This is a genomic window from Buttiauxella sp. S19-1, from assembly GCF_022134725.1.
Classification (GTDB): Bacteria; Pseudomonadota; Gammaproteobacteria; order Enterobacterales; family Enterobacteriaceae; genus Buttiauxella; species Buttiauxella ferragutiae.
The window spans coordinates 1-16248 of sequence record NZ_JAHWLU010000110.1; the positions used below are offsets into that span (position 1 = coordinate 1).

A 16248-nucleotide genomic window follows, 5' to 3' on the forward strand; every position below is an offset into this window, starting at 1 on the left:
ACAATTGACGGCACAATCACCGATGTCGCCATAAAGTACCAGTTATCAATCACGCTCACGTGCATCAGCGGGTCGATGGTGTGAGCGGCTTCGGTACTGATGCCCGAAAGCAGCACATCTGTGGTCACAATTAACAGATTGGCAGTAAAGCCACAGCCTACACCGGCAATCGCCGCCAATAAACCGGCCATGGGGTGGCGACCCACGGCGAGGAAAATCAGCGCGCCCATTGGCGGCATGATGACCAACGCAGCATCGGATGAAATGTGGCTGAAGAACGCGATAAACAACACCATGTAACTGGCATATCGAGCGCTAACATGCGAGGCCATCTTCACCATCAGGCTCGGTAACAGGCCGACGCGCTCCGCCAGCCCGGCACCTAATACCAGGGCCAGAATGGCCCCTAACGGCGCAAAGCCGCTGAAGTTTTTAATCACATTGGGCAAAAACCAATGCACACCTTCGGCGCTTAACAAATTTTTGACCTGTACCAGGCTGCCATCTGCGGGATTACGCACCCCGACATTGAATGCCGAAAGCACGGCGGTACTCGCCGATAAAATGACAATCAAATAGACGAATAGCAAAAAAGGGTGCGGGACTTTATTGCCAATTTTCTCGACAAGGCCGTACAGCTTGCCAGAGCCGGAGGGCGTGGGTAGGGACGAAAGACTCATAGACGGGCCTCTATCGGTTGCGATGTTGTGTTTTATGTCATTATTTTAAAGGTGACGGTGTCACGCCTTCCGGAATCGGACACTGATACGGGCGTTCAGCGAGTTGTGCGTGCAACTCACTTTGGCAAGCTTCCAGTGTCTGCGGCTGGGTGAACAATTGCAGCGCAGTCGCTGCCATCACTTTGCCGGCGTGTAGCATCCCTTTGTGTGCAATCGACGTGCGTCCCTGGCTCACCAGTTGCCAGGTGTGCAGCGGGGTGCCGACGGTAAAGCACGGGCTAAAACATTGCGCGACCGGCACCTTCCAGCTGACATCACCCACATCGGTAGAACCTGGGAGGATTTTGTCATTTGCGGCATACGGCGCAATTTCGTCAATCAGCAACGTATCGCGATGGCGACCAGCAAACGCTTTTCCCTCTTCATTCGAGGTGTTAGCAATATTATTTAAGCTGTTTTGCAGGTCATTTTCGCTCAATGTGGCGCGGATTTGTCTGGCAAACGCGATTTCTTCTGCGCTCCATTCAGGTACGCCAAGAGCTTGCAGGGCCTGATACATCACGTTTTCTAACTGGCGGTTAGGCAGGTAATTCGAACAGGCTTTATCAAAACGCACATTCACTGTGGTTTCGGTCATCAGCGCGGCACCTTCAGCAATTTTATTGATGCGCTCAAAAATATGCTGCGCCTGTGCCATTTCCGGTGCACGAATCAAATACAGCACTTCGGCTTGCGCCTGCACCACGTTGGGCGAAATCCCACCGGCATTGGTGATGGCGTAATGCACGCGCGCCTTTTCAATAATGTGCTCATTGAGGAAATTAGTGCCCGTGGTCATTAGCGTCACGGCATCCAGTGCGCTACGCCCCAAATGTGGCGAGTTAGCGGCATGGGCAGCAATACCCTGGAAGCGATATGCCACCTGAATATTCGCCAGCGAACTGGTGCTAAACATGCCCGCGTAAGCTTCAGGATGCCAGGTGACCGCAGCGTCGACATCATCAAACAGCCCCTCGCGCACCATAAAGGTTTTTCCGGAACCGCCTTCTTCGCCAGGGCAGCCATAAAAACGCACCGTTCCGCTACCGTCGTATTGTTCAAGCCACTGTTTTACAGCTACCGCTGCGGCAAACGCCGCGGTTCCCAGCAAATTGTGGCCGCAACCATGGCCGTTAGCACCTTCAGCCAATGGATTTGGCGCGGTTTCCCCTGAACACTGGCTTAAACCGGCGAGGGCATCGTATTCGCCGAGCAGCGCGATAACCGGTTTTCCGGAACCGAAACTGGCAACGAATGCGGTTTCGATATTGCCCGCGTTGCGCTCGACGCGAAAACCTTCTGCTTCCAGGGCGCAGGCCAGGCGTTCAGCAGACCAGTGCTCTTCAAAACGGGTTTCCGGATGATCCCAGATATCATCGGCAATTGCAGTAAACTCGCCGCGTTTGGCTTCAATTACGTCATCAACAAACTGGTAAATTGCGCTCATCACACACCTCGCTGCCAGGGGAAATTAAGTGCCAGGCGCGCCAGGGTAGCCACGGCAATTTCCATCACTTGCTCGTCAAAATCGAACTTCTCGTTATGGTGTCCGGCGCTCAATTCGGTGCCGAATACCATATATGACGCTTTCCCGCCTTGTTCCTGCACCCGCGCCATCATTAATGTTGCATCCTCAGAACCCGCCGCACCTTTCACGGTATCGACAACTTCGCTGACGCCATTCACTTCAAGCGCTTGTTGATGGATAAACTCAACCCATTCTGGCGACGGCACGCTGTTGGTCGCAGCACCCATCAAACGCACCTCTGCTTTGATGCCGTACATCGTCGCGATACCCTGAATAATCTCTTGCGAGCGTTCAAACACGTAGTCGTTAATCACGTTGGTTTCGCCACGCGTTTCCACTTTCAGCAACGCTTGCGCAGGCACCACATTGCGCCCACTGCCAGCCTGTAAAACACCGACGTTGACGCGCGAAGCTCCCGCACTATGCGGAGCAATACTGTGCAATGCCAACGCGGTTTGCGTGGCGGCGAGCAGGGCGTTGCGGCCTTCTTCGGGTTTACCGCCCGCATGTGCGGCGACGCCAGTAAACTCAACATCAAATTTGGTGGTCGCCATAAAGTTGTCGCTGCCACACACCACGGTGCCGAGCGGGATGCCGGTGCCGATATGAATCGCGGTAAAATAGTCGATATTATCAAGTGCACCTGCAGCAACCATCGCACGAGCGCCGCGTGTGCCTTCTTCCGCAGGCTGGAAAATAAGTTTGATAGTGCCGTTAAGCTGGTCGGCAAACTGCTGCAATACGGTGGCGAGCCCCAGCCCGATGGCTGTGTGCCCATCGTGACCACAGGCGTGCATCATTCCGGCGTTGCAAGAGGCAAAACCCTCGGCAAATGGGCGATGAACCGGTTGCAACATTTCGCCTAAATCCAGCGCGTCCATATCCACGCGGAAAGCCAACACCGGCCCTGGACGGCCGGTTTCCAGCGTCGCTACAATGCCGGTGAATCCGCCAGAAAAATGCGGTAACCATTGTTTAAGTGCGCCTTGTTCCAGCGCACGTTGTTCTTCACGCACCAGCACTTCTGCTGACGGTAGACCCATACGTGCCGCGTCATCTACCACGTCACGCCCCAGCGCTAACTGATAACCTAATTGATGCAGCACTTCGGCGACATGCGTGGCGGTGCGAAACTCAAGCCAGCCGGACTCGGCAAAGTGGTGAAAGTCACGCCGCCAGTGCTGCATGCGTGGTGCTAACTCATGAACTGCCCATTCTAATTGCGACATACCCCATCCTGTTCTGTGATCAAGTTCACGTGGTGATAGTTTTTACTTATCACTCAGCGATTTCTGTAAGTTTTCGCCGTCGTAGGATTACCCTGGCACAAGAGTTTGAATTACAGTAGATGCCAAAATCTTTCGGTTGATAGCCAATGGTTATCAGGGGGCGCTGTGACCTTCCAGGTAAAGCTTCATCAGATTCGTGCGTTTGTCGCTGTGACGCAAAATGGCAGCATTCGTGGTGCCAGCCGAGCGTTAAATATGTCGCAGCCCGCGCTGACAAAATCGATTAAAGAATTAGAGGAAGGGTTATCGGCGCGGCTGTTTATCCGGCGCAGTCAGGGGGTGGCATTGACCGAATGCGGTGAGAGTTTTTATCAGCATGCGCAGCTGATTCTCGAAGAGTTACGCGCCGCGCAAGAAGATATTTTGCAACGCCAGGGGCAACTGGCAGGGCAGATCAATATTGGTATGGGCGCGAGTATTTCGCGCACACTGATGCCGCCAGTTATCACCTCGTTTCACCAAAAACACCCGCAGGTCAAAGTACGCATCATGGAAGGGCAACTGGTTTCGATGATCAACGCGTTGCGCCAGGGCGAACTGGATTTCACCATCAATACCTATTACCAGGGGCCGTACGATCACGAATTCACCTTTGAACGGCTGCTTGAAAAACCCTTTGCGGTGTTTGCCCGTGAAGGCCATCCGGCGATCAACGCCACCTCATTAAAAGAGTTACTGCATTACAACTGGACGATGCCCACCCCACGTGGCAGTTATTACAAACAACTGGAAGAAATGTTCCAAAAACGCTCAGAAATCCCCACCGTCAGCGTGGTTTGCGAAACGTTTTCTGCCTGTATCAGCCTGGTGGCGCAAAGTGATTTTTTGAGTATCTTGCCCGCAGAGCTGGGCCAGGATCCGTTGCTGGCGCACCAGTTAAAGCAGATACATGTCACCGAAACGCTGCCACAGGCAACTTACTATTTGATTCAGCGGCGCGATGCAACACCGGCACCGCTAACGGTGGCGCTAATCAACCAGTTTCGTCGCCAGTGCCGTTAAACGGGCGTTGAGCCACGGCACATCGGCGGTTATAGTGACTCCAGAATTAAGCCTGGACCAGGAGGAATTGCCCATGAGCCTTGACGAAAAATCGCTGTTTCTTGACGCCATGGAGGATGTCAAACCACTGAAAGATTGCCAAAGCAGCCAGTGGTTGAAACCGGTGAAAGAGAAGGTGGTGCAAAAGCTCGATACCGTGCAGCTTGATAACTTCCTCACTACCGATTTTCTGGAAATTATTCCGCTCGCCATACAGCTTGAATTTAAGCGCGAAGGGTTGCAAATTGGTGTGCTGGATAAACTGCGACAGGGTAAATATAAACAGGAAGCCAGCCTCAACCTGATTCGTCAGCCGGTCGAACAATGCCGTCAGTTGCTTTTTGCTTACATTCAGCAAGCCAAAAAAGACGGGCTGCGTAATTTGCTGATCGTTCATGGTAAAGGACGCGAAGATAAATCCCACGCCAATATCGTGCGCAGTTATGTTGCCCGCTGGCTGGCAGAATTTGAAGAAGTGCAGGCTTTTTGTAGCGCGATGCCCCATCACGGCGGCAGCGGTGCATGCTATGTGGCGCTAAAAAAATCTGAGCAGGCAAAAGTCGAAAACTGGGAACGCCACGCAAAACGCAGCCGTTAAACATTCTTTGGTGGATGACGCTGCGTTTATCCACCCTACAAAACCTTCTGAAACCGCGATTTACCCGCCACATCTATTTCAACAATAACGACAACTCCTGCGCTGCTTCCTGCAACTTAGGCAACACACGGTTGAGCAACTCTTGCGATGAAACCTGCCCGGCGTGAACGCCGACGTTAAGCGCCGCTACCACCGCGCCATCTGGGTTAACCAACGGAACGGCAATCGAACGCAGTCCCATTTCCAGCTCCTGATCGTTAAGTGCGTATCCTTGCTGGCGCACGCGTTTTAACTCTTCGCGCAGTTTGCTCACCGAATCCACCGTTTGCGGGGTGTAGCGAATCATGGTGATACGCCCAAGAAAATCATTCAGCTGTTCTTCTGGCAAATAACTCAACAACACGCGTCCCATTGACGTAGACCATGCGGGCAGGCGGCTACCAATATCTAAATCAATGGTCATGATGCGCGAGCTGGAAGCGCGGGCGATATACAGAATATCGTCACCATCCAGCGTGGCAATCGAGCAAGACTCATTGAGCATTTCACTTAGATGTTTCAGCACCGGCTGGGTGGATTTCGCCAGCGGCGTGGAGGCCAGATAAGCGTGGCCGAGCGCTAAAATCCGTGGTCGCAATTGGTAATACTTGCCATCTTCAGCATAGACAAAACCCAACTTGCCCAGGGTGTACAAACAACGGCGCACCGCCGCACGAGGGATCCCTGTTTTTTGGCTGATTTGTGAAATAGACATCTGCCGACGCTGCGGAGTAAACGCCTGAATCACTTCCAGCCCACGCGCTAGTGACGCCATAAAATTAGGATCGCCCTTAAACGGATCGCCATCACCCGCTGCCAGTTCTTCACGTTGAATTTCCATTCTGTTCTCCTGAATGTTCGTTGTTGATCACGCTGTTGATCACATTCTGCAAACAAACATACATGATGTTCGATAATCGCACCATATTTCGATTATCGCCCTTGACCAGCTTCGTTAACGGGGTCACATTTTGTTCGAACAACGCAATCTTGTGCGAAATGCGCACCCCCAGGAGAAACGTGATGATCAACAAAAGTGTGGCTTCGCTTGAAGAGGCCGTCGCCGGAATTTTCGACGGGGCAACCATCATGATTGGTGGCTTCGGCACCGCAGGCCAGCCAACGTATCTTATCGATGCGCTGATTGCTCAGGGCGCAAAAAACCTGACCATTATCAACAACAACGCCGGTAACGGTGAAGTCGGGCTGGCGGCACTCCTGAAGGCCGGACAGGTGCGTAAAATGGTCTGTTCTTTCCCGCGCCAGGTGGATTCACAGATTTTTGATGACCTGTATCGCCGTGGTGAAGTTGAGCTGGAACTGGTGCCACAAGGTAACCTGGCGGCGCGTATTCAGGCCGCAGGTTCAGGTTTGGGTGCGGTATTCACGCCAACCGGTTTTGGAACGCCGCTCGCAGAAGGTAAAGAAACGCGGGAAATCGATGGCCGCCACTACGTGCTGGAATACCCATTAAAAGCCGACTTCGCGCTAATCAAGGCTTATGAAGGCGACCGTTGGGGCAACCTGGTTTATCGCAAAGCGGCACGTAATTTTGGGCCAATTATGGCCACCGCCGCGACAGTCACCATTGCTGAAGTCAGCCGCGTGGTGCCATTGGGTGAACTCGACCCGGAACATATCGTGACGCCTGGGATTTTTGTCCAGCGCCTGGTCGCCGTCGAAACCTCACTGGCACAGAGCGCATAAGGAGCTAAAACGTGAAAAAACTCACCCGCGATGAAATGGCAAAACGTGTTGCCCGCGACATTCCCGAAGGCGCTTACGTTAACCTTGGCATTGGCTTGCCCACGCGCATTGCCAACTACCTCCCGGCAGATAAAGAAATCTTCCTGCACAGTGAAAATGGTTTGTTGGGCATGGGGCCAAAGCCGGCTGAAGGGGAAGAAGATCCCGAATTGATCAACGCGGGGAAAGAGTACGTCACCCTGTTAACCGGCGGCTGCTTTTTCCACCACGGCGACTCCTTCGCCATGATGCGCGGCGGGCATCTCGATATCTGCGTGTTGGGGGCTTATCAGGTGTCTGCCAGCGGTGATTTGGCGAACTGGAGCACCGGTGCTGTGGATTCCATCCCGGCTGTCGGCGGGGCGATGGACTTAGCTATCGGCGCGCGCCAGGTATTTGTGATGATGGATCACCTCACGCGTGACGGCGAATGCAAACTGGTAGAAAACTGCTCTTATCCACTCACCGGAATTGGCTGTGTGAGCCGCATTTACACTGACCTTGCAGTGATTGATATCACTGAAAAAGGGCCAGTGGTGCGTGAAATCTTTAACGGCCTGTCATTTGAAGAATTACAACGTATTACACCGGTCACACTTGGCTTCGAACAACTGGCAGAAAGCGCGTAAGGAACTATGATGAATCAAGCATTTATCTGTGATGGAGTGCGTACTCCGTTTGGTCGATTTGGTGGCACACTGTCAGGCGTACGTAGCGATGATTTAGCCGCGCTGCCGCTGAAAGCACTGATGGAGCGCCACCCGAATGTTGACTGGTCGGCGGTCGATGACGTGATTTATGGTTGTGCCAATCAGGCGGGTGAAGATAACCGTAACGTGGCGCGCATGGCGTTACTGCTGGCGGGAATGCCGGAAACGGTTCCCGGCACCACCATCAACCGTTTGTGTGGCTCAAGCCTTGATGCGCTAGGTGTGGCGGCGCGAGCGATTAAAAGTGGTGAAACACAGTTGATGATTGCCGGTGGCGTCGAAAGCATGTCCCGTGCGCCATTTGTGATGGGCAAAGCGGAAAGTGCATTTAGCCGCAGCATGAAGATGGAAGACACCACCATTGGCTGGCGTTTTATCAACCCGCTGATGAAAGCGCAATACGGCGTTGATGCAATGCCAGAAACGGCAGAAAACGTCGCGACTGATTTCAATATCAACCGTGAAGATCAAGACGCTTTTGCGTTACGCAGCCAGCTTCGCACCGCACGCGCGCAGGAAATGGGCATCTTTGACGATGAGCTAATTCCCGTTTCCATCGCGCAACGTAAAGGCGACGCGCTGTTATTTAACCGTGACGAACATCCGCGTTCTACCTCGATTGAGTCGCTGGCAAAACTTAAAGGCGTGGTGCGTGCAGACGGCACCGTCACCGCCGGAAATGCCTCGGGGGTTAACGATGGGGCTTGTGCTTTGTTGCTCGCCAGCGAACTGGCGTTAAACACCCACGGTTTACAGCCGCTAGCACGTGTCGTGGGCGTGGCAACCGCCGGAGTCGCACCGCGTATCATGGGCTTTGGCCCGGCACCTGCGGTGCGCAAAGTGCTGGCACAAACCGGGTTAACTCTCGCGCAGATGGATGTGATTGAATTAAATGAAGCCTTTGCGGCGCAAGCACTGGCGGTAATGCGCGACCTTGGCCTGCCGGATGACGCAGAACATGTTAATCCGAACGGAGGAGCCATCGCGTTGGGGCATCCGTTGGGTGCTTCTGGTGGCCGCCTGGCGATGACCGCCGCCTGGCAACTGAAGCGTAGCAGCGGGCGTTACGCACTGTGCACCATGTGTATTGGCGTTGGTCAGGGAATTGCACTAATTATTGAACGCGTTTAAGGAGCAGGCATGACACTGTTTAACCCGATGTTGCGTGCATCACCGTTGAGCGAAATCTTCAGCGACCACAGCACGTTACAAGGAATGCTGGATTTTGAAGCGGCGTTAGCGCGGGCGACAGCGCTTTGTGGCGCGATCCCCGAATCGGCAGTGCAGCCGATTGCCGTACAGTGTCAGGTCGATAAACTGGACGTGCAGGCGTTAGCTCAGGCGGCTGCGGGCGCTGGAAACCTGGCGATTCCGCTGGTGAAACAGCTCACCGCCTGCGTCAAACAGCATGACGAACAGGCCGCGCGTTATGTTCACTGGGGCGCAACCAGCCAGGACGTGATTGATAGCGGCCTGGTTTTGCAACTGCGTGCGGCGCTCGTTGCCAGTGAAGCATTGCTTGGGCAGTTAATCAGCGCGTTAATCGAACAAATCCAGCGTCATCAGCATAGCGTGATGCCAGGCAGAACCTGGATGCAGCACGCATTGCCGATAACGTTTGGTTTGAAACTTGCGGGCACGCTCGATGCGTTACTGCGCTGGCAGCAACGTTTGCATGAAATGAAACCGCGCGTGTTAGTGCTGCAATTTGGCGGTGCCGCAGGCACGCTGGCTTCGCTAAAAGAGCAGGGCATCAACGTTTCACTGGCACTGGCAAACGTGCTGGCACTGAACCAGGCCGATACACCGTGGCACAGCCAGCGCGACAGATTACTGGAAGTGGGGGCGTGGTTCGCCGGTGTCAGCACCACACTCGGCAAATTTGCCACTGATTTTTCATTACTGATGCAAACCGAAGTGGCTGAAGTGGGCGAACCGATTGCCGAAGGGCGCGGTGGTTCTTCCACCATGCCCCATAAACGCAATCCAGTGAGTTGTGCGGCGATCCTGACCGCAACCACCCGTATTCCTGGGCTAATGGCAACACTTTACGCCAGCCAAAATCAACAACATGAAAGAGCGCTCGGCGGCTGGCAGGCCGAATGGGAAACCCTTCCCGAACTGATTACGCTGAGCGGTGGCGTGATGCAAACCGCGCTGGATTTAATCGGCGGGATGCAGGTCAACGCAGAAAAAATGCGTGCCAATCTGGATATTACCCACGGCCTGATTATGGCCGAATCGGTGACTTTGGCCCTGGCACAATCACTTGGCAAACAGGCGGCGCATCATCTGGTGGAACAACTTTGCCATCGCGCACTGGATGAAAACCAGCCGCTTGCGGCTTTGCTCGCACAACACCCACAAGTCGCGTCATATCTATCTTTGACACAAATCGAACATCTGCTCGACCCGCAACAAGCCCTTGGTAGCAACAACACGTTTATCAACCAGGTTTTGGCGCGGGCGGCACAACAAAACAGGGAGCTAGTATGAGCCATTATTATCAACTCGAAGGGCCGAGCGGCGCGCCGGTGGTGGTGTTATCAAACTCACTGGGCACCACATTTGAGATGTGGCAACCACAAATGGCGGCGCTGCTGGAAAACTTCCGAGTGCTGCGTTATGACACGCACGGCCATGGGCGCACACGCAAAAACGAGAAAACCACGCTGCCACAATTAGCGGAAGACGTGCTGAGTGTGATGGATGATGCCGGAGTCCAGCAGGCGCATTTTTGTGGGATTTCAATGGGCGGATTAACGGGGTTGTGGCTGGCACGTTTTGCCCCCGAGCGTTTTCTTTCGGTGACGGTAGCCAATAGCGCGGCAAAAATCGGCGAACAAAACGGCTGGCTGGAACGAGCGCGTACTGTGCGCCACGAAGGGATGTCGGCGATTGCCAAAAGTGCACCATCGCGCTGGTTTACTGACGATTTTGTCAAACACCACCCTGCGCAAGTTGATGCGCTGTGCGCAACACTTGGGCAAATCAACCCTGAAGGTTATGCCTCCTGTTGCGAAGCGTTAGCCGCAGCCGATCTACGTGGTGAAATTGACGCTATTACAGTGCCGATGCAGTTTATTGCGGGTGCCAACGACCCCGTTTGCAGCGTGGCAGACAGCGAATTTATGCACCAGCAGGTTCACGGTTCTCATCTTGTGACGCTTAAAGCATCGCACCTTTCCAGCATTGAAGACGCCCACGGCTTTAACGTCGCACTACTCAACTTTATTCAACAGGACGACTGACATCATGAAGGATGAAGATCATTACCAACAAGGAATGAAAGTGCGCCGCGAAGTGCTGGGTGATAAGCACGTCGACCGTACATTGACGCAGCTCACGCCGCTTAATGAAGAGTTCCAGAACTTTATTACCCGTTATGCCTGGGGGGATATCTGGACACGTCCAGGGCTTGAGCGCCATACCCGCAGTATGATAACCATCGCGATGTTGATTGCGTTAAACCGTGAAGCTGAGCTGAAAATGCACCTGCGCGCGGCGTTTAACAATGGTGTGACGCGTGATGAACTCAAAGAGTTGATTATGCATTCGGCGCTGTACTGCGGATTGCCCGCCGCCAACGCCACCATGCATCTGGCTCAGCAGGTGTTTGATGAGCTGGACACCGCCGGTTAATTCATGTCGGATGACGCTAACGCTTATCCGACCTACGAAAACAGTGTTGTAGGGTGGATAAGCCATAGGCGTCATCCACCATTTTTCACCCCGGAATCGATTTGCGAATCGACGCCAACAAAATTTGCGCACCCGGCGACAACGGCGTATCGACACGCGTCAAAATACCAATCGGTTCGCCCGCACCCTGAGTGGTGACCGGCAACGACGTCAGAGTTCCCTGGCGTAAATCCTCTTTCACCGCGCACGACGGCACAAACCACACGTAGTTGTAATCCACCGTCAACTGGCGAGAAAGCGAAGCGGAAAGCGTTTCTACACAACTCGTAGACATCTTACAGCCCTGGCTGGCAAGCAAGGCTTCGGCATTTTGTCGCGGAATAGTGCCTTTCGGGGAAACCACCACCGGCCACTCCATCACTTTACTCAGCGTGATGTTCTCTTGCAGCAGCGGGTGACCCGGCCGCACCACCAGTTTTAATGACTCGAGGAACAACAGCTCATAATTCAGCCCGGTCATCAATTCCGGGTCGGACATTCTGCCGATACCTAAATCCAGCTCACCCGATTTCAGCCCCGATAACAGCATGGTGTTATTCATGGTCGCCACTTGCAGCGTGACATCACTTTGTTGCTTGTGAAACTGGCCGATAACTTTTGGCAAAATCCCCAGCGCCGCCGTGGGCAGCGCACCCACGCGGATAACAGACGTGCTTTTGCCATCTTTCTGAGTGAGGGATTGCCCTGCGTGATTCAACGCATCCAGCACCTTAACGGCATGTGTCAGGAACTGTTCGCCCATCAGCGTCATTTGCGCGCCCAGACGTCCGCGATCAAACAAACGCGTGCCGGTTAGCTGCTCAAGTTCATTAAGCGTCTTTGATAAAGCAGGCTGGCTTAGATTAAGAGTCTCAGCTGCGCGCCCCAGCGTTCCCTGTTGAGCGACAGCTACGAAAGTATGAAGATGGCGCAAGCGAATGCGCTGACTGAACAAACCGTTTTTTTCCATAACCTGATGTTAAAAACAGACCCGACGCGCTGACAAGATAAGTTGTTTAATTTTGATAACTTGCTAGCAAAAATTCATTAACAATTGATTTGTTTTGATAACAAAGGGTGAGGGTAATAAGGGTTAGGGTGGATAAGCGCTCGCAGCATCCACCCGTTTTAATCTGAACTTACAAGTCAAAAAACACCGTCTCCCGCTCCCCCTGTAAATACACATCAAACGTATACACCACCTCGTCGCCACGCTGCTCGCGCTTGCCAATCAACGTCTTACGGCGCACTTCCCACTCAATCAAATTCAGCACCGGATCGGTCTCATTCGCCGCTTGCTCGTCGGAAAAATACATCCGCGTATTCAGGCCGATATTTATCCCGCGCGCCACAATCCACAGATTCAGATGGGGAGCCATCATACGCCCATCACGGCCAGTCACTGCACCGGGTTTGATGGTGTCAAAACGCCACACGCCGCTGTCGAAATCTGAACAGGTGCGGCCCCAGCCACGAAAATCGTCATCCAGTTTTTTATCCGTTTGCTGGTCGGCGGGGTGGTTGTAACGCCCGGCAGCATTGGCTTGCCACACTTCCAGCAACACATCGCGCACCGGCGTGCCGGAACCATCAAACACCCGGCCTTCAACGATAATCCGCTCGCCCTGGGTATGCGAGTTCGTCAGCACATGGCTAAAATTTTTCTCAAAAATGTTAAATCCCGCCGCTTGCGGAGCCAGGCCGATATGGACATATGGGCCCGCGGTTTGCGAGGCGGTTTCCGCTAAATAATCTTTCATCACACGGCTCCTTGGGTGCGGTTTTCAAACAACGTAGCGCGGTGGCCGCGTAACACTAAATCAAAACGATAGGCCAGGCTGTCGAGCGGGACGGCTGCATGGGTATCCAGCTCGGCAATCAAGGTGCGGATAGCATCATCGTTATTAATCGTTTTCACAATCGGGCACTGTTTGATCAGAGGATCACCTTCAAAATACATCTGCGTAATCAGACGTTGGGCAAAGGATTCGCCGGAGAGCGAAAAGTGGATATGTGAAGGACGCCAGTCGCTGGCCTGGTTACGCCATGGATACGGGCCGGGCTTGATGGTGCGGAAAAAGTAATAGCCATTTTCATCAGTCAAAACGCGCCCACAGCCGCCAAAATTAGGGTCGATTGGTGCAAGATACTTGTCTTTTTTATGGCGATAACGGCCGCCAGCATTGGCTTGCCACACTTCCACCAGCGTGTTTTTCATCGGGCGGCCAAAACCATCACGCACATAACCGTGCACGATAATACGTTCACCAATTGGCAAACCGTCTTTGGCGTAATTCATGATCAAATCGTTATCCAGCGGGTCGAGATCTTTCGCGCCAAATATCGGGCCAGTGATTTCAGATAGCGAGTTTTGCAGTGAAATCAACGCATTTCGCGGCGAGCGCAGCACGCTGGTTTTATACCCCGGCGCGAAAGCCGGAGGATGGGAATCGTAATTGCGATGGATAAGTTCTTTCGACATTGGGAACTCCAGGCAGAGGGTGATGTTTTATTTATTAAGTACCGTCCCATGCAGTCTCGGTTAATGGCTTGTTAAATTAAAGTGAATTTAAGTGCCGCCAATCATAACCTTTAGCTATGAAAGTCGTTGTTAGCATTACTTCTGATATTGGCCTGTAGAGTCGATCACAAAACGAAAATTCTTCGCCCAAAACCGCTGCGCAACATTCTACGCTTTCAGCAATATTCACTGGAGATACGACATCATGGCGAACAACATCACGGCTGATGATATTCGGGAAAAATTTTCGCACGCTATGTCGGCGATGTACCAGCAAGAGGTGCCGCAGTACGGAACCTTGTTAGAGTTAGTCGCCGACGTGAATCTGGCGGTGCTGGAAAATAATCCGGATCTGCAACAACAGCTTGAAAATGCCGACGAACTGGCACGCCTGAATGTTGAGCGCCACGGCGCGATTCGGGTGGGAAAAGCAGAGGAACTGGCAACCTTACGCCGCGTGTTCGCGGTGATGGGCATGTATCCGGTCGGCTATTACGATCTCTCTCAGGCGGGCGTTCCGGTGCATTCCACGGCATTTCGTCCGGTTGACGATGCGGCGCTGGCGCGTAATCCGTTCCGCATTTTCACCTCGTTATTGCGTCTTGAATTAATCGAAGACCCAGAACTGCGAAAGACCGCTGCGGCGATCCTCGCAGAACGCGATATTTTCACCCCGCGTTGTCGGGCATTGCTCGATATTTACGACCAGCAGGGGGCGTTTAGCGAAGCCCAGGCCAATGAGTTTGTCGAACAGGCGCTGGAAACTTTCCGTTGGCACAGCCATGCCACGGTGGATGCGCAAACCTACCAGGCATTTCATCAACAGCACCGCCTGATTGCCGACGTGGTTTGTTTCCGTGGTTGCCACATTAACCACCTGACGCCACGCACCCTGGATATTGACCGTGTGCAGGCGTTGATGCCGGAATATGGCATTGCGCCGAAAGCGATTATTGAAGGGCCACCGCGCCGCATGTTCCCAATATTGTTGCGCCAGACCAGTTTTAAAGCGCTTGAAGAACCGATTATTTTTGCTGGCGTCCATCATGGGACGCATACCGCGCGCTTTGGGGAAATTGAGCAGCGAGGTGTTGCGTTAACCCCGAAAGGGCGCGCGTTGTATGACGAGCTACTTAATGAAGCGGGCAACGGGCAGGATAACTTTAGCCACCAGCAACATTTGCAGGAAATTTTCACCCGACTGCCAGACAGCGAGACGCTGATGCGCTGCCAGGATTTGGCTTATTTCCGCTATCGTTTAACGCCAGTAGGGGAAACGCACCGCCAGTCGATTAAACCCGGTGATGATCCGCAGCCATTAATTGAACGTGGCTGGCTGGTGGCACAACCGATTATTTATGAAGATTTTCTGCCGGTCAGTGCGGCTGGGATTTTCCAGTCGAATTTGGGTAGTGAAGGCGGCCAACGCAGCCACGGCCATTCCAGCCGTGTCGCGTTTGAAGAAGCGCTGGGCGCGCCGGTTGCCGACGAATTTGAACTGTATCAGCAGGCAACTGACCGCAGTAAAAAGCGTTGCGGATTAATGTAATCCGCGGAGTTACGCGCAGAACGGGCAGGGGTGTAAACGTATTCTTCACCTCAGCCCGCAGCGTTTTCAATTCAATACCCTCACCTAAATCATTCGCTTAGGCATTTAGTAAACTGGTGGTTAGCCCAATTTGCTGCCTGTGTGCGGTTGGTGACTGATATTTTCTTAAAGATATTATAAATATGTGTTCTGACAGTGTGTTCGCTAATAAAAAAGTTGTTAGCGATTTGCAAGTTTGATCCCCCCTTACAGAGTTCACTTAGTATTTCATATTCCCTTTCAGTGAGATCTTTAATACGTGGGGAGCCTGTGGGTATATTTTGTGATTTTTTCGATAAGTATCTTTTATTCATTCCTGGCAATGATTTTTCTGCCTTACTAATCAAATTGAGTAGCGATTCAGTGGGGCAATCGCGGGATATCATCGACTCAAAGAAAGGCCAGGAAATCTTTTCATACACTGAAAGGGATGTTGGGCAATTAATCAGATAACCACGAAAATGGCCTTCGCTACGATTAAATAATCCAGACCACCGTTTGCTGGCGCGTCGACTGGATGCCTGAACATCATACAGAACAATCGATTGCGTAATGGCGTCTGGTGTAAATGATTGGTTTATATCAAGAAAAATAACGGAGGCATCACTTTCTTGTGTCAAAAAATTCAGTAACAGTTGGCTTTGTAACGATCGATTGGTTATCAGATAGACTTTTTTTTCCATGTCGCACACAGGCAGGCTCCTTTTAAATGGGTCATAACCGAAGTTGGGCGGGAATATATTGACATCGCGAGGGGAGTGTTTGGCTTTTTGTGCAGAGTGATAGGT

The 16248-nt window shown here is 52.8% G+C and carries 17 protein-coding genes; 9 read left to right on the forward strand and 8 right to left on the reverse strand.

Translation table 11 applies throughout. The features are described 5' to 3' along the window. The 3 genes from MES37_RS19455 to MES37_RS19465 all read right to left on the reverse strand — a co-directional run. On the reverse strand, positions 1–680 hold a 680-nt coding region (locus MES37_RS19455; RefSeq protein WP_237932422.1), incomplete at its 3' end, for an AbgT family transporter. Positions 681–720: 40 nt separating this feature from the next. After that, positions 721–2166 (reverse strand): M20 family metallopeptidase, encoded by a 1446-nt coding sequence (locus MES37_RS19460; RefSeq protein WP_237932424.1) that lies wholly within the window; start codon positions 2164–2166, stop codon positions 721–723. After that, entirely contained in the window at positions 2166–3476 is a 1311-nt protein-coding gene (locus tag MES37_RS19465; protein WP_237932426.1) for a M20 family metallo-hydrolase, read from the reverse strand. Before MES37_RS19465 ends, MES37_RS19460 begins: the two co-directional genes overlap by 1 nt. Before the next feature lie 165 nt (positions 3477–3641). Here MES37_RS19465 and MES37_RS19470 point away from each other — a divergent pair, with 165 nt between their 5' ends. Both MES37_RS19470 and smrA read left to right on the forward strand, forming a co-directional pair. Beyond that, the gene (locus MES37_RS19470; RefSeq protein WP_064547168.1) at positions 3642–4538 is read left to right on the forward strand and encodes a LysR family transcriptional regulator; all 897 of its coding nucleotides are present in this window, start codon (positions 3642–3644) and stop codon (positions 4536–4538) included. A gap of 73 nt (positions 4539–4611) precedes the next feature. After that, positions 4612–5175 carry a DNA endonuclease SmrA gene (gene smrA / locus MES37_RS19475; RefSeq protein ID WP_064547165.1) on the forward strand — a complete coding sequence of 188 codons (564 nt, stop codon included), beginning with the start codon at positions 4612–4614 and terminating at the stop codon, positions 5173–5175. A gap of 73 nt (positions 5176–5248) precedes the next feature. On the opposite strand, the gene MES37_RS19480 is transcribed toward smrA, so the two are convergent. Beyond that, positions 5249–6055 (reverse strand): IclR family transcriptional regulator domain-containing protein, encoded by an 807-nt coding sequence (locus MES37_RS19480; RefSeq protein ID WP_121813349.1) that lies wholly within the window; start codon positions 6053–6055, stop codon positions 5249–5251. A 182-nt stretch (positions 6056–6237) separates the two neighbouring features. On the opposite strand from MES37_RS19480, the gene MES37_RS19485 reads away from it, so the two are divergent. From MES37_RS19485 to pcaC, 6 genes are read left to right on the forward strand one after another with little or no spacing between them, the layout of a single operon-like run. Further along, on the forward strand, positions 6238–6921 hold the full coding sequence (locus MES37_RS19485) for a 3-oxoacid CoA-transferase subunit A (RefSeq protein ID WP_237932428.1): 684 nt from the start codon (positions 6238–6240) through the stop codon (positions 6919–6921). An 11-nt stretch (positions 6922–6932) separates the two neighbouring features. Then, positions 6933–7589 (forward strand): 3-oxoacid CoA-transferase subunit B, encoded by a 657-nt coding sequence (locus tag MES37_RS19490; RefSeq protein ID WP_064547160.1) that lies wholly within the window; start codon positions 6933–6935, stop codon positions 7587–7589. A gap of 9 nt (positions 7590–7598) precedes the next feature. After that, positions 7599–8801, forward strand: coding sequence for a 3-oxoadipyl-CoA thiolase (gene pcaF, locus MES37_RS19495; RefSeq protein ID WP_237932430.1), 1203 nt, complete (start codon positions 7599–7601; stop codon positions 8799–8801). A gap of 9 nt (positions 8802–8810) precedes the next feature. Then, complete coding sequence (locus MES37_RS19500; RefSeq protein ID WP_237932432.1) at positions 8811–10166, forward strand: 3-carboxy-cis,cis-muconate cycloisomerase; 1356 nt, start codon at positions 8811–8813, stop codon at positions 10164–10166. Beyond that, a complete protein-coding gene (gene pcaD / locus MES37_RS19505; protein WP_237932435.1) occupies positions 10163–10921 on the forward strand; it encodes a 3-oxoadipate enol-lactonase in 759 nt (252 codons plus the stop codon). Before MES37_RS19500 ends, pcaD begins: the two co-directional genes overlap by 4 nt. 4 nt (positions 10922–10925) lie before the next feature. Continuing rightward, a complete protein-coding gene (gene pcaC / locus MES37_RS19510; RefSeq protein ID WP_133521365.1) occupies positions 10926–11312 on the forward strand; it encodes a 4-carboxymuconolactone decarboxylase in 387 nt (128 codons plus the stop codon). An 85-nt stretch (positions 11313–11397) separates the two neighbouring features. Here the strand turns inward: pcaC and pcaQ are convergent, their stop codons facing one another. From pcaQ to pcaH, 3 genes are all read right to left on the reverse strand, one after another. After that, positions 11398–12321 (reverse strand): pca operon transcription factor PcaQ, encoded by a 924-nt coding sequence (pcaQ, locus tag MES37_RS19515; protein WP_133521366.1) that lies wholly within the window; start codon positions 12319–12321, stop codon positions 11398–11400. A gap of 169 nt (positions 12322–12490) precedes the next feature. After that, complete coding sequence (pcaG, locus tag MES37_RS19520; RefSeq protein ID WP_064547147.1) at positions 12491–13111, reverse strand: protocatechuate 3,4-dioxygenase subunit alpha; 621 nt, start codon at positions 13109–13111, stop codon at positions 12491–12493. After that, positions 13111–13833, reverse strand: a complete 723-nt coding sequence (gene pcaH / locus MES37_RS19525) for a protocatechuate 3,4-dioxygenase subunit beta (RefSeq protein WP_237932437.1) — start codon at positions 13831–13833, stop codon at positions 13111–13113. The genes pcaG and pcaH overlap by 1 nt, the downstream gene beginning before the upstream one ends. 244 nt (positions 13834–14077) lie before the next feature. Here pcaH and hglS point away from each other — a divergent pair, with 244 nt between their 5' ends. Beyond that, positions 14078–15421, forward strand: a complete 1344-nt coding sequence (gene hglS, locus MES37_RS19530; protein ID WP_121813352.1) for a 2-oxoadipate dioxygenase/decarboxylase HglS — start codon at positions 14078–14080, stop codon at positions 15419–15421. Between the two features lie 89 nt (positions 15422–15510). Here the strand turns inward: hglS and MES37_RS19535 are convergent. Then, positions 15511–16248 (reverse strand): LuxR C-terminal-related transcriptional regulator (locus MES37_RS19535; protein WP_443107643.1); only part of this gene is annotated, 738 nt, incomplete at its 5' end.

Excerpts from the sequence above, each read along its gene's own strand:
- MES37_RS19460 (WP_237932424.1), bottom strand. The coding sequence starts at position 2,166 with ATGAGCGCAATTTACCAGTTTGTTGATGACGTAATTGAAGCCAAACGC.
- MES37_RS19465 (WP_237932426.1), bottom strand. The coding sequence starts at position 3,476 with ATGTCGCAATTAGAATGGGCAGTTCATGAGTTAGCACCACGCATGCAG.
- smrA (WP_064547165.1), top strand. The coding sequence starts at position 4,612 with ATGAGCCTTGACGAAAAATCGCTGTTTCTTGACGCCATGGAGGATGTC.
- MES37_RS19480 (WP_121813349.1), bottom strand. The coding sequence starts at position 6,055 with ATGGAAATTCAACGTGAAGAACTGGCAGCGGGTGATGGCGATCCGTTT.
- MES37_RS19485 (WP_237932428.1), top strand. The coding sequence starts at position 6,238 with ATGATCAACAAAAGTGTGGCTTCGCTTGAAGAGGCCGTCGCCGGAATT.
- pcaF (WP_237932430.1), top strand. The coding sequence starts at position 7,599 with ATGAATCAAGCATTTATCTGTGATGGAGTGCGTACTCCGTTTGGTCGA.
- MES37_RS19500 (WP_237932432.1), top strand. The coding sequence starts at position 8,811 with ATGACACTGTTTAACCCGATGTTGCGTGCATCACCGTTGAGCGAAATC.
- pcaD (WP_237932435.1), top strand. The coding sequence starts at position 10,163 with ATGAGCCATTATTATCAACTCGAAGGGCCGAGCGGCGCGCCGGTGGTG.
- pcaC (WP_133521365.1), top strand. The coding sequence starts at position 10,926 with ATGAAGGATGAAGATCATTACCAACAAGGAATGAAAGTGCGCCGCGAA.
- pcaQ (WP_133521366.1), bottom strand. The coding sequence starts at position 12,321 with ATGGAAAAAAACGGTTTGTTCAGTCAGCGCATTCGCTTGCGCCATCTT.
- pcaG (WP_064547147.1), bottom strand. The coding sequence starts at position 13,111 with ATGAAAGATTATTTAGCGGAAACCGCCTCGCAAACCGCGGGCCCATAT.
- pcaH (WP_237932437.1), bottom strand. The coding sequence starts at position 13,833 with ATGTCGAAAGAACTTATCCATCGCAATTACGATTCCCATCCTCCGGCT.
- hglS (WP_121813352.1), top strand. The coding sequence starts at position 14,078 with ATGGCGAACAACATCACGGCTGATGATATTCGGGAAAAATTTTCGCAC.